The 12,703-nt window shown below is 69.7% G+C and carries 13 protein-coding genes; 5 read left to right on the forward strand and 8 right to left on the reverse strand.

All coding sequences use genetic code 11. The features are described from left to right. The first annotated feature begins 2 nt into the window (after positions 1 to 2). From ACFQEY_RS01595 to ACFQEY_RS01605, 3 genes are all read left to right on the forward strand, one after another. Positions 3 to 1,403: a cytochrome P450 gene (locus tag ACFQEY_RS01595; RefSeq protein ID WP_379764128.1), complete on the forward strand. Its 1,401-nt coding sequence runs from the start codon at positions 3 to 5 to the stop codon at positions 1,401 to 1,403. A 61-nt stretch (positions 1,404 to 1,464) separates the two neighbouring features. Continuing rightward, positions 1,465 to 2,559 (forward strand): bactofilin family protein, encoded by a 1,095-nt coding sequence (locus tag ACFQEY_RS01600; protein ID WP_379765083.1) that lies wholly within the window; start codon positions 1,465 to 1,467, stop codon positions 2,557 to 2,559. Between the two features lie 243 nt (positions 2,560 to 2,802). Then, positions 2,803 to 3,708: a dihydrodipicolinate synthase family protein gene (locus ACFQEY_RS01605; protein WP_379764130.1), complete on the forward strand. Its 906-nt coding sequence runs from the start codon at positions 2,803 to 2,805 to the stop codon at positions 3,706 to 3,708. Positions 3,709 to 3,744: 36 nt separating this feature from the next. On the opposite strand, the gene ACFQEY_RS01610 is transcribed toward ACFQEY_RS01605, so the two are convergent. Then, the gene (locus tag ACFQEY_RS01610) at positions 3,745 to 4,629 is read right to left on the reverse strand and encodes a YkgJ family cysteine cluster protein (RefSeq protein WP_379764132.1); all 885 of its coding nucleotides are present in this window, start codon (positions 4,627 to 4,629) and stop codon (positions 3,745 to 3,747) included. Positions 4,630 to 4,740: 111 nt separating this feature from the next. On the opposite strand from ACFQEY_RS01610, the gene ACFQEY_RS01615 reads away from it, so the two are divergent. Further along, complete coding sequence (locus tag ACFQEY_RS01615) at positions 4,741 to 5,187, forward strand: DUF5788 family protein (RefSeq protein ID WP_379764134.1); 447 nt, start codon at positions 4,741 to 4,743, stop codon at positions 5,185 to 5,187. Positions 5,188 to 5,285: 98 nt separating this feature from the next. On the opposite strand, the gene ACFQEY_RS01620 is transcribed toward ACFQEY_RS01615, so the two are convergent. From ACFQEY_RS01620 to ACFQEY_RS01650, 7 genes are all read right to left on the reverse strand, one after another. Beyond that, positions 5,286 to 6,317: a hypothetical protein gene (locus ACFQEY_RS01620; RefSeq protein ID WP_379764136.1), complete on the reverse strand. Its 1,032-nt coding sequence runs from the start codon at positions 6,315 to 6,317 to the stop codon at positions 5,286 to 5,288. A gap of 114 nt (positions 6,318 to 6,431) precedes the next feature. Beyond that, positions 6,432 to 6,902, reverse strand: a complete 471-nt coding sequence (locus ACFQEY_RS01625) for a Rieske (2Fe-2S) protein (RefSeq protein ID WP_379764138.1) — start codon at positions 6,900 to 6,902, stop codon at positions 6,432 to 6,434. 77 nt (positions 6,903 to 6,979) lie between these two features. Then, entirely contained in the window at positions 6,980 to 7,579 is a 600-nt protein-coding gene (locus ACFQEY_RS01630; RefSeq protein ID WP_379764140.1) for a DUF5789 family protein, read from the reverse strand. 84 nt (positions 7,580 to 7,663) lie between these two features. After that, positions 7,664 to 8,572 (reverse strand): aminotransferase class IV, encoded by a 909-nt coding sequence (locus ACFQEY_RS01635; RefSeq protein WP_379764142.1) that lies wholly within the window; start codon positions 8,570 to 8,572, stop codon positions 7,664 to 7,666. Beyond that, entirely contained in the window at positions 8,565 to 9,203 is a 639-nt protein-coding gene (locus ACFQEY_RS01640) for an anthranilate synthase component II (protein WP_379764144.1), read from the reverse strand. The genes ACFQEY_RS01635 and ACFQEY_RS01640 overlap by 8 nt, the downstream gene beginning before the upstream one ends. Then, positions 9,200 to 10,912: an anthranilate synthase component I family protein gene (locus ACFQEY_RS01645; protein ID WP_379765085.1), complete on the reverse strand. Its 1,713-nt coding sequence runs from the start codon at positions 10,910 to 10,912 to the stop codon at positions 9,200 to 9,202. Before ACFQEY_RS01645 ends, ACFQEY_RS01640 begins: the two co-directional genes overlap by 4 nt. Before the next feature lie 173 nt (positions 10,913 to 11,085). Then, positions 11,086 to 11,625 (reverse strand): helix-hairpin-helix domain-containing protein, encoded by a 540-nt coding sequence (locus tag ACFQEY_RS01650; protein WP_379764146.1) that lies wholly within the window; start codon positions 11,623 to 11,625, stop codon positions 11,086 to 11,088. 157 nt (positions 11,626 to 11,782) lie between these two features. On the opposite strand from ACFQEY_RS01650, the gene ACFQEY_RS01655 reads away from it, so the two are divergent. Further along, positions 11,783 to 12,241 carry a transporter gene (locus tag ACFQEY_RS01655; protein ID WP_379764148.1) on the forward strand — a complete coding sequence of 153 codons (459 nt, stop codon included), beginning with the start codon at positions 11,783 to 11,785 and terminating at the stop codon, positions 12,239 to 12,241. Positions 12,242 to 12,703: the final 462 nt, after the last annotated feature.

Consider the following 12,703-nt stretch of genomic DNA (forward strand, 5'->3'; position numbering starts at 1 on the left):
GTATGGCCGACGCGACACGACCGCCGGATCCCGGTGGACTCCCCGTGCTCGGGAACGTTCACGAGCTCGCGAGCGACGCGCTCCGATTCTACGAGCGGCGGTCAGCCGAGCACGGCGGGATCGTCCGGTACGACGTGTTCGGGACGGAGAGCTACCTCGTGACTGACCCGAAGGCGCTCCGCCGGATCCTCGTCGAGGACCACGACCGCTTCGTGAAAGGCCGGATGCCTCGCGAGCAGCTCGGCGGCCTCCTCGGCGACGGGCTCTTCCTTGCCGAGGGGGGCGCGTGGCGCGAGCAGCGGACGGCGATGCGCTCGGCGTTCTTCCGCGAGCGGGTCGCCGCCTACGGCGACTCGATGGTCGAACACGCCCGTGCGACGGCGTCCTCGTGGGAGGACGGCGCGGTCGTCGACGTTCACGCGGCGGCGACCGAGTACGCGTTCGCCGTCCTCGCCGAGAGCCTGCTTGGAAGCGACATTGAGCGCGAGCGCGAGACCGTTCGGGCGGCGGCCGAGGCCATCACCGACCGGTTCGACATGAGCCGGGTGACCTCGTTCCTCCCCGAGTGGCTCCCGACTCCGGCGAACCGGCGGTACCACCGGCGGCTCGATGCGCTCCGGGAGACGATCCGAGACCTCGTCGCCGACCGTCGCGCGGCCGGTCCGCCGTCCGATCCCGGCACCGCGGACGACCTCCTCGGCACGCTCGTCGCGGCCGCGGAGCTGGGGGCGCTCGACGACGACGAGCTGGTCGACAACGCGGTGACGTTCCTCTTTGCCGGCCACGAGACGAGCGCGCTCGGGCTGACGTACGCGCTCTACTGTCTCGCCGACACCCCCGAATTCCAGGCGCGGGTTCGCGCGGAGGTTGCGGCGCTCGACGGCGACCCTGCGCCCGCCGACCTGCGGGAGTGTCCCGCGCTGACGGCGGCGGTCGACGAGGCGCTCCGTCTGTACCCGCCGGTCCACTCCTTCTTCCGCGAGCCGATCGAGCCGGTCGATCTCGGGGGGTATCGCGTCCCGGCCGGCGTCGTGCTCACGCTTTCGCCGTGGGCGGTGCACCGCGACGGGCGCTGGTGGGCCGACCCCGAGGCGTACCGGCCCGATCGCTGGCTCCGCGAGGACGGGAACGGCGAGGTCATCCACGGCGACGATGCGCCCGGTCCGGCGGTCGGCGACCGGCCCGAGTACGCGTACTTCCCGTTCGGCGGCGGCCCGCGCCACTGCATCGGGATGCGGTTCGCGAGACAGGAGCTCCGCCTCGCGATCGCGACGCTGCTCCGACGGGTTCGGCTGGAGCCGGTGACGGCGGAGCTGTCGCTGCAGGCGAGCGCGAACACCCGACCGGCTCACCCGGTTCGAGTGCGGATTCACGCCCGGAACGGGCCGGTAGACACCGGCTAACGAACGGAATTGATAACGGCTAACGAACACACCGATGACGCTCGATACGGATCCCGTCGATATGTGCCTTCCATCCCGACCCACCGGTCGTCGCATCGTTATCGCCCTCGTCGCCGTCGTCCTCCTGTCGCCCCTCGCGACGGGGCTCGGGGCGGCTCAGTCGGTTCAGGGGGCGTCCGGAACGATCGTCGTCGACGAGGGAGAGACGGTCGACGGCATCGAGGCCGCGGCCGGAACGATCGTCGTTCGCGGAACCGTCGACGGCGACCTCGCCGGCGCGGCCGGCTCGGTCCGGATCGCCGAGACGGGTCGGGTGAACGGGGACCTCCGAACCGCCGCGGGAACCGTGACAGTCGACGGGGCGGTCGGCGGCAGCGCCGAGCTCGGAGCCGGGTCGTTCGAACTGACGGACACGGGTCGGATCGACGGCTCGCTCGACGTCGGTGCGGGCTCGATCAGCGTCGACGGCGCAGTCGGCGGCGACGTCCGCGCGGCGGCCGACGCCGTCGTTCTCGGACCGAACGCGAACGTCGGCGGCGAGTTCCGGTACGACGCCGAGACGTTCACTGAGAGTCCGGACGCGACCGTCGCCGGCGGCGTCGTGGAGGACGCGAGCCTCCACGGTGATACGGGAGTGGCGTTCGGGACCGACCTCGTGCCCTCGTGGTTCGGGTCCGCGTACGGCGTCGCCGCCAACCTCGCGTTGGGCGGCGTCCTCCTGCTCGCGTTCCCGCGCTTCTCGCGCGGTGTCGCCGAGCGCGTCGGCGGCGGCGCGCTCGTCAGCGGCGGCGTCGGTCTCCTCGTCCTGATCGGCGCTCCGGTCCTCCTCGTTCTCGTGGCGATCACGGTCGTGGGGATTCCGCTCGCGCTCGTCGGGCTCGCGGCCTACGTCGTCGCGCTCTGGGTCGGCTCCGTGTACGGTCGGTACGCTCTCGGCTCGTGGGCGCTCGACCGGCTTGGCGGGCAAAACCGGTGGCTCGCGCTCCTCGTCGGCGTCGTCGGAATCGCCCTCCTCGGTCTGATCCCGCTGGTCGGTGGCCTCGCCGACCTGATCGCGCTGCTTCTCGGGCTCGGCGCGCTCGGACGCGGACTCCGCGATCGGTATGCGGGTCGGAACTCGGCCGTCTCTCGTTCCGAACCAGTCGAGGTGGATTAAAGACGGGACGAGGTACCGACGAGACCTCCCCGCTTGCTTCGGCTCTCCTCGCTCGTTTCGACTCTCCTCGCTCGTTTCGACTCTCCTCGCTCGTTTCGACTCTCCTCGCTCGTTTCGACTCTCCTCGCTCGTTTCGACTCTCCTCGCTCGTTTCGACTCTCCTCGCTCGTTTCGACTCTCCCCGCCTTCCGTACCCGCCGTCCGAGGGAAACGCCCTTAATACGACTCTTCGAACCAAGTAGTATGACCGATCTACCGTTCCGTCGTGGAGCCGTCTCGTCCCCGATCGTGACGCCGTTCGACGCCGACGGCGACGTGGACACCGTCGCGATCGCGAACCACATCGAATCGCTCGTCGACGCCGGCCTCGACGGGATGGTTCCCTGCGGGACCACCGGCGAATTCGCCAGCCTCACCGACGCGGAATACCGGACGGTCGTCGAGACGACGGTCGAGGCGGTCGACGGCCGGGTCCCCGTGATCGCGGGCGCGGCGGACACGACCGTCCCGGGCGTGCTCGATCGGCTCCGGTTCGCCGACGAGGTCGGCACCGACGCGGGGCTGGTTACGCTCCCGTATTACCACACCTCGACGGCCCCGGACGGGCAGCGGGCGTTCTTCGAGGAGGTAGCCGACGGCGCGTCCCTCCCGGTGTTTCTGTACGACATCCCGTCGACGGTGGGCGAGTCGATCGACGCGGACGTCGTCGCCGCCGTGGCGGACCGCGAGTCGATCGTCGGACTGAAGGACACGAGCGCCGACCTCGCCGGACTCGATCCCGTTCTCCGCGAGACGCCCGACTCCTTCACCGTTTTTCAGGGTATCGACGCGCTGCTGTATCCGAGCGTGCCCCTCGGCGTCGACGGCGGTATCAACGCGCTCTCGCAGGTGATCCCCGAGGTGTTCGTCGCGCTCGGCGAAGCGATCCGCGCCGGCGACGACGACCGCGCGCTGGCGCTTCATCGACGGGGGATCGCTCCGCTCTTCGACCGGTGCGGGGACCACGGCTTCGCGCCGGCCGCGAAGGTCGCGGCCGTTCACCGCGGATTCATCCCGACTGCCCGGGTCCGTCCGCCGCTCACGCTCCCGGACGAGGACGCGCGCGAGGCCATCGCGGCCGACGTCGACGCGGCGCTCGACGTGCTGTGAGGGCCGCGACGAGGCGGCCAGTTTTCTCGTCCGCGTTCAGTCGCCCGGGCCTTCGTCGCCTGCGTTCCCGCCGACTTCGCTTCCGTCGCCTGCGTTCCCGCCGACTTCGCTTCCGTCGCCCGCGCCTTCGTCGCCTTCGCTCCCGTTGATCGGCGTCCCGTCGGCCTTCTTCGGCCCCTCGGAGTCGAAGACGACGACGTCGCCCCCGGTTCGGTCGCTTGCGGCGGGGTCGTAGTTGTCACGGACCCCTATTGCCTCCTCCAGCTCGCGGACCGCGCGCTCCTTCAGCGCCGCGGCCAGCGCCTCGGCGTCATCTCGCGTGATGTCCCGGCCGAGCCCCTCGCACTCGTGGGCCCTGACGATCCCCTCGGTGTCGACCGCCTCGCCCATGGGCTGGCTCGTTCCGTCGAGCGCGACGCTGAACGGGTAGGTCCGACAGATGAGCGGTCGGGCGTCGTGGACGGTACAGGCCCCCCGTCCTCCCTCCTCCTCGTAGAATGTGCAGTCGCCGCACTCGTCAGTCGCGAGCGCCCACTCGAACGTCTCGCCCGCGGGCGCTCCCTCCTCGTCCGGTGAGAGCCCGAACGGCATCGGTCGGGCCACGTCGCGCCAGTCGTAGGATCCTCCGAACTCCACCTCGGCGGCGTCGGCGACTTCGCGAACCTCGTCCGGGAAGACGGTCGCGGTGTGCGGCTCGCGTTCGTCGCGTTCGTCGCGTTCGTCGCGTTCGTCGCGTTCGTCGCGTTCGTCGCGTTCGTCGACCCCTTCCCCGGCCGGCGCGCCGCCGGGCTCGTCGGGAGCGTACCCCGTACAGCAGCCGCCACAGCGCGTGCACTCGAAGCCGATGGACTCGATCGCGTCGGCCAGGTCGCCGGCGTCGAGCCCGCGGGCCCGCGCGAGTTCCGCTTCGAGCGACTCCATGGCGGCGTTTGCGGCGCTGTCGGGTTAACGTCATCCATCCGGGAGACGACCTCGGAGGCCGCATTCACCGGGACGAAGGAGCGAAGTGCCCCCGGATCCTACTGCTCGGGCGTGAAGGAGTACGAGCGGAAGGGGCTCCTCGAACGCGTGACCCGCGAGGCGGCCACGGTGGGTGCCGACATCCCTGAGGAGATCGAGATCCAGGGAGAGCCGATCGACCTGCGGTCGTTCGTCTTCGAGATCAAGCGACGCGAGACGGTTCCGCCGGGCGAGCGCGAGCGCGTCGAGCAGGCGAAGCGGAACCTCCGACGCGAACGGCTGGAGCGGTTGGAGCCGATCGAGGAGAACGAGGTGAGCTACGAACGAGGCGAGGAGCTCGCGGCGTCGATCATCGTCATCGACCGCGCGCTGGAGGCTTTGGAGGGTCTCGATGCGGCCGATCCGGAGGCGGAGGCGAAGCGACAGGAGGCGGCCGACCGCAAACGCTGGATGCGTTTCTTGCAGAAAGCGCTCGGCCGGGACGATGCCGGCGGGGCAGGCGGGCGGACGCGGTTCTGACGGGGTCGGCGGGCAGACGCGGTTCTGACGGGGTCGGCGGGCAGACGCGGTTCTACTGAGGCACGGCGTGCGGTCCGCGCCGCGCGGTCTGCACCCTCTCAGGGTGCGTCGTCGCCGTCGGCCGATTCGAACCGGAGTCTGTAGTCGTAGTATCGATCATCGTAGCGGATCTTCTCCGAGCCCGACTCGCTCCACGCAGCGTCCTTCCGAACGTTGCCGTCGAGGTACGGCCGCTCGTGGAACGCCCGGAGCACGTCCGCGTACGCGTCCGAGTACGGGTGTGACTCCTCGTACCCGCCGTGCCTGGCGGACTCGATCACCTGCAGCGCGTCGGCCGAGAGGTCGTCTCGGTCGATCCGCGCGCCAACCTCACGGGCTCGGAGGATCGCCTCCATCCGCCCCGGGGACTCCGCGATCGACTCGGCGACGGCGCGGTACACGGGCTCGTAGAACCGCTCGCGGGTGACGTCGACCCGATAGACGGTGTCTCGGAACTCGACGCGGCTCGGCCCGTCCGCCGCGAGCAGTTCGCTCGTCTCGATCGCGTCCTCGTCGCGGTAGACGTAGCCGCCGCGTTCCACCAGTCCGACCGGAACGCCTCCCGGATTTCCCCGCGCCCGCGCCGAGAAGTGCGCGATCTCGACGGCGCGGCGGTCGCTATCCGTGAGCATTCGTTCGTCTGCAGCGTCGGTTTCGTCGGCAGCGTCGGTTTCGTCGGCAGCGTCGATTTCGTCGGTGTCGAACAGACGGAGCACGGGGCGGGTCGTTTCCGCCTCGTCGACGACGACGGAATCCAGTCGGTAGTACGTCCCATCGTGGACGGCGTACGTCGGGTCGTCGGTCGCGGACGGGAACGGCTTCCGGTACTGCGTGGTGTACGACTCCCCGTCGCGGGCGGCCGCGAACGCCGCCTCGTCCCACCGCGGGTCGGTCTCCGCGGGATCGAGGACGGCGGCGTCCCGGAGCGCCTCCCCCGCGTCGTCGAGCGTGAGCACCAGGACACTATCGTTCCCGTCGGCGTCTGCAGCGCCGCCGGTCACTGACCCGTCGAGACAGCCGGCAACCGCGCCCGCGGCCGCGGCGAGACTGCCGGCCAGCACCCCTCGCCGGGAGGGCTTCGAATCGCTCATACGCGCCGTTTGTACGCCACTCATAAATGCGTCGGCGTTGCACAAAGAGCCGCTGTCGTCTCCGGCCGCACCGCCCGACGCGACCGCCGTGTGTCTCGGCCGCATCGTCTCGTCTCAGTTTCCGGTAAAATCGATTCGGGAGTCGCCGCCGTCCCCGTCGCGGTGCGAGTGGCCGAGTCTGACGAACTCGTAGGCTTCGTCGGTGAGGTACACGCCGTCACCGTCGACGGCCACGTCGACGCGTTCGAGGATCGCGCCCTCGCAGGGGCCGAAGTTGCAGTAGCCGCCGTCGGCCTCGAACGTCGCGCCGTGTTTCTGACAGAACACCTCGCCGTTGCGGACGAACGCGCCGTCGTCCTTGTCGAGGCGCACGTCGGTCCAGTGCTGGCAGTAGTTACGGAACGCGCGCACGTCGCCGGCCGCTCGAGTGAGAATCGCCTCCGCCTCGGGGGTTCCGTCCTCGGACTCGCCCACGTCGCCCTCGCCGTCGTCGACGCTCTCGGCGTCGACGGGCCGAAGCGTCACGAGCAGCGTGCTGTCCTCGGGAACTTCTTCGACGGCGACGATCCGGCGGTCCGCGTTCATACGCGTTCGTGGTCTGCGGCCGGTTTCAACATTCCGCGTTCTCGGTAACGCACGACGGAGGGAGGGACGGGACCGGCTCAGATCCCGAGCCACTCGTCGTTGCGAATCTCGTATCCGTGCTCCCGGCAGTACTTCGCCGCCTGCCGGCGTACGTCCCGGGAGCCGGGAACCGCTTCACGCTCGCGGATCCGGTCGACGACCCAATCGGCGACGACGCGGACGCCCGCGTCGTCGTCGATTCCGTCGACGTCGGTGAGCGCCCTGAAGGTGCGTTCGAACGCCTCGTGCTGTGAGCGGCCGAACTCCTCGTTCGGGAGGGTCTCCGCCGCTTCCACGATCCGCTTCATCGCGGTCGCGACCGCCGGCCGTCGGACCCGCTCGCTGACGAGGGCGGGTGCGTTGAAGGCCTCACTGTCAGCGTCCGGAAGGAGGTCCACGACCGCGTAGGTACCTCCGGCAACGGCGATCTCGCGGTCGCCGACCGCGGCGACGAGTTCGCGACCCGTTGCCGGGAACGTCAGCGGTTCGAGCGCTGTCTCGAGGTCATCGAGCGCCGCGTCGTCGACGGGCGGCTCCGCCTCGTCGCCACGCTCCAGTTCGGCGGTGACGTCGCGGTCGCGCTGGCGTCGTTCCTCGTCTGCCGCCTGCTTCTCGCGTCCGTTCTTGTCGTCTGCCATCCGTTACCTAGGGCTCCAAGCCGGATAACGGTGTGCTCGAACTCCGTCTCCGTGGTCGTCCTCGCGTTGACGCACGCCCGAGAGTCACAACTGCTCCCCGTCGTAGTACCGCTCCTCCACACGCCGGTCGAATAACCGCGAGATCAGGGTGGTGAGCGGTCCTTCGACTCCGTCTCCGTCTCCGTCGACCGCGAGTCCGTCGACCGTCTCGACGGGCCGGATCTCCCACGTCGAGTTCGTGAGGAAGACCTCGTCGGCCTCGCGAACCGCGTCGGGAGCGTACGTCCCCGCTTCCACCGGTATTCCCTCGTCCTCGGCGATCTCGATCACGGTTCGACGGGTGACGCCGGGCAGGACCGGTCCCTCGAGAGAGGGCGTCTTCAGCGCCGTCCCGTCGGCGAAAAAGATGTTCGAGGTGGCTCCCTCGGCGACGTTCCCCGCCGGATCGAGCATTAGCGCCTCGTCCGCGCCCGTGATCCGGAGTTCGAGCCGGGCGAGGATTCCGTTGAGGTAGTTGTGCGTCTTCGCGTCCGCGGGAAGCGCCCGCGAGGAGGGCTTGCGGGTCTTCGTCGTCTGGAGCGCCGCCGGCCCGTCGTGGACCGTCTCCGAATCGACCCCTCCACGCGGGAGCGGTTTCGCGATCACGACCACGGTGGGGTCGACCTCGGGCTGCGGGTTGAGCGTGCCCGGCTGCACCCCCCTCGTGATCGAACACTTCACGTACGCGTCGGCGAGGTCGTTGGCTGCGAGCGTCTCGTCGACCCGCACCTTCAGGTCAGCGTCCGAGAGACCGTGATCGAGCCCGAGCGTCTCGCAGGTGTCCGCGAGCCGGTCGGCGTGAGCCTCCCAGCGAAACACCTCGCCGCCGTAGGCCCGAAGCGTCTCGAAGGCGGCGTCGCCGTAGGCGAACCCGCGGTCCTCAACGGAGACGGTCGCCTCCGAGGCCGGGACGAGGTCGCCGTCGACGTGGTACCGCAGCGCGTCCTCAGACACGATCCTCGCACACCTCCGCGAAGTTCCGAACCATCGTTTTCCCGTGGGGGGTCAGGATGCTCTCCGGGTGGAACTGCACGCCGACGTGGGGCTTCTCCCGGTGTCGCACGCCCATCACGATCTCGCGCTCGTCCTCCGTCCGGGCGGTCTCGACGAGCTCGTCGGGGAGATCCTTCCGAGCGACGCACAGCGAGTGGTACCGCCCGGCGCGGAGCCGGTCGGGCAGCCCCGAGAACACCCCCGACCCGTCGTGGGCGATCGTCGACGGCTTCCCGTGAACCACCTCGGGGGCGTGACCCACCCGCGCCCCGAGGTTCGCGCACATCGCCTGGTGGCCGAGACAGACACCGAACACGGGACGGTCCAGATCGAAGACGGCGGTCGAGACGCCCGCCTCGGCGGGGGTTCCCGGCCCGGGCGAGACGACGACGCCGTCGGGGTCGAGCGCTCGAATGCCGGCGAGATCGACCGCGTCGTTCCGCCGAACTGTCACCGCGCCGGCGACCTCGCCGACGTACTGGACGAGGTTGTACGCGAACGAGTCGTAGTTGTCGACGACGAGGATTCGCGCGTCGACGTCGCCGACGCCGGGTCGCCACCCGGCCTCCGTGTCCGACCCGACGCCCGTCATCGATCGACCCCCTCCTCGACCTCCTTCCCGACGCCCTCCTCGATCGCCATTCCGCCGGCCGCCAACGCCTCGTCGACCGCAGTCACCAGCGCACGGGCCTTCGCGAGCGTCTCCTCGTACTCGGCGTCGGGGTCCGAGTCGTGGACGATCCCCGCGCCGACGCGCAGGTGGTACTCGTCCGCGTGCCGGACCAACGTTCGGATGACGATGTTCAGGGTCGCGCGGCCGTCGAACCCGGCCGCCAGCATCGAACCGGTGTATGGGCCGCGCCGCGTTCCCTCCAGCTCGTCGATTATCTCCATCGTCCGGGGCTTCGGCGCGCCCGTGATCGTCCCGCCGGGGAAACACGCCGCGATCGCGTCGGCGAGCCCTACGTCCGGGCGTTCCTCCCCCTGGATCAGGCTCACGAGGTGCATCACCTCGCTGTACCGGTCGACGCGGCGGTATTCCGCCACGTCGACCGTGCCGAACCGCGACACCTTCCCGAGGTCGTTGCGTTCGAGATCGACCAACATCGCGTGTTCGGCGCGCTCCTTCGCGTCGTCGGTCAGCTCAGCCTCCAGCGCCGCGTCCGACTCGGGAGTCTCGCCTCGCGGGCGGGTCCCCGCGATCGGCTCGGTGACGAGGTGAGCCCCGCGGTCGGGGTCGCGGTCGGGCGTCCTCTCGAGCAGCAGTTCGGGGCTCGCGCTCACGAGGTCGATGCCGCGAGCGAACTCGATCAGCCCCGAGTACGGTGCCGGGTTGACGGCGCGGAGCGCGTCGTACGCGGCCACCGGATGCACCGCGGCCGGGGCCCGGAGCCGCTGGGAGACGTTCGCTTGGAACGTGTCGCCCTCGCGGACGGACGCTTTGACTCGCCGGACCGCCTCCGCGTATCCCTCCCGACCGACGTCGCTCTCGAACGTCGCGGTCGACACGTCCGGAACCGGTGCCGGACCGACGCCCGGATCTCCGGTCTCGATCCGGTCGATCAGTTCGGCGGCGCGCGCAGCACCCTCGTCGAACAGCGCGTCGAGGGCGTCGCGGTCGGCGGTCGGATCGTCGAGGCTCCGGGGGATCCGCGGGCAACCGGTCACTCGGAGGGTGATTTTGGAGTCGTCGCGGGAGCCGCGGGAGTCGTCGTCGATTTCGGGTCCTTCCGCTCGCTCCGCCGTCGGACACTCCCACGCGGCCACCCGGTCGAAGACGCCGATCCGGAGCCGCGGAAGTTCCCTATCGTCGACCGCTCCCGTCCCTTCGGGGGCGGTCGCCGGAAACGACTCCAGTTCGCGAGCCGCGTCGTACGAGAGCCACCCGAACGCGCCGCAGGGGTACGGCACGTCGCAATCGCCGCGCGAGAGTTCTTCGCCGTCGACGATCCCCTCCAGCGCCGCGAGCGTCGGTGCCGGGCGTCGGTAGTCGCCTGTCGGTCCCCGTTTCTCGTCGTCCTCTCCGTTCGCAGGCGCACGTCCCGCTCCGCTCCGGTCGGCGACGACCGCGTCCGCGGAGGCGGTCAGCCGGTCGACCGGGTCGACGCCGAAGTATCCCCATCCCGGCTGTCCGCCGGTGGTCTCGTAGAAGAAGCCGTTAGAACCGTCGCGAGCGCGCCGGTAGGCCGCGAACGGGTCGTCGACGGTGACCCGGATCTCGACCGGGACGCGCGAGCCAGCGGTCGCCTCGGCGGCGGCCGTACGGAACCGATCCCGATCGGTGTGTACCGAACGCTGCATGTGACACGGTTCGTCGGGGGCGACGAAACAGTTGCGGTCGGGGGAATCCCCGAGAGCCCGCCGACGGCGGATCCCCGAACCGACACGGGGGATGCCTCGGAGATCGGCCATCGGGGCGTCTCGGCGGATCCGGGCAGTCGTCTCGCTCGCCTCGGTGGCCGACAGCCGCCCGCTCAGAACTCCTTGGCGCGATCGATCCACGTCGCGGCGCGCTTCTCGCCGACGGTCGTCCCCTCGGCCACGTCGACGGCGTCGGCGTTGGCGAGGTCGTCGACGCTCTCGATGCCGATCTCGGCGAGTCGCTCGGCGTAGGCCGGACCGATCCCCTTGATATCCTCGACGTTCGCCGACGCGTCGTCGTCGTCGACGGCCACGTCCGCGCCCTCGCCGCCGGCCGCTTCGGCCGGCTCCGCAGCCCCCTCCGACCCGTCCGTCTCGTCGTCGTCGACCAGCGAGTCCGTGGAGGCCGCCGCCTCGGTCTCGGTCGCCGCGGGCTCCGCGTCGGCGTCGGAAGCCTCGTCGGTGTCGATGGGTTCGTCGGCCACGTCGCCATCGTCTGCAACGTCGCCATCGTCTGCAACGTCGCCATCGTCGGCCGGATCGGTGGACGATTCCGGCTCGTGTTCCACCGTCACGTCCGCGTCAGTCGCCCCGCTCTCCGCCGTTCCACCGCCGAATCCGAGCTTCTCTTTGATCTTCTGCAGTAGGGCCATCGCCGGGACGTACGGTCGTGGGATATTTAAAAGCCCTCGCTGGGACCCGGCCGCGGGTCTCGGTCCCGTTTTTTCCGCGAGCGTCTCGTGGATCTCCGTTCCGTTCTCGCGGGAGCGTCCCGCAGGTATATAAGGATCATCGGTCCGTTCCACGGATATGGACGCTCTCAATCCCGTCATGTGGTCGGTCCACGTCGGCTTCGCCGTCCTCTGGACCGGTAGCGTGTTGTTCGTCGCGCTGGCGGTGCTCCCGTCGGCGCTGCGCGGCCAGATCGACGGTGACGCCCTCGCCGGCATCGTCGGTCGACTCAGGTGGATCACTCGAATCGGTGCGGTCGCCTTCGTCGTCTCCGGCGGTCACATGGCCGGCACCCTCTACACGTTCGAGTCGCTCACGGGCAGCGGTCGGGGACATCTCGTCTTGTCCATGCTCGCGCTGTGGTTCCTGATCACTGGCCTCGTCGAGGTCGCGAGCGCAAAACTTCGTTCGGGGCTCGACGCCGGCAAACTCCGCGAGCCCGCCCGCGACGCGAAGCCGTTCTTCTACGGGGCCGCCGGGCTCTCCGTCGTGCTCTTGATCGTCGCCGGATTGCTGGCCACCCCCGGGCTGTTCTGATTTCCCCGACAGGTGTCAGCGGACGGTTCGCATCCGTTGTTGCGATCGTCAGTGTACACTCACTACAGGAAGCGTGGTGAGCGAGTCCAGGAGTAAGTATATCAATTCGGAGGAGTGGTTGTTTATAAATGGACGCGTGGTGTTGTTGGCAGCTGTTTATATATCGTTGCTGGCGCGGTGAATCGCTCAGTGTATGGCGGTGATTGCTTATAAATGATTGTCGACAGCGCGGTGAACACCTACAAAGCCCCAGCCGCGACGACTCGCGCGGCTTGCTGCGGTCCTCGTCGCTCACTTCGTTCGCTCCTACGGTCCTTGCTACGCCGTGCTTCGTCCTCGCGGCAGCGAGGCGCGGAGCGCCTCTGGCAGCCGGCGGCAGAGCCGCCGGCGACTGCCCCTTTGAGCCCCACCCCGCACCGCAGCCTCGCGCCTCCCCAACCTCGCCGCGGCCGCTTATAAGCG

The organism is Halorubrum trueperi (assembly GCF_042662525.1).
GTDB lineage: Archaea > Halobacteriota > Halobacteria > Halobacteriales > Haloferacaceae > Halorubrum > Halorubrum trueperi.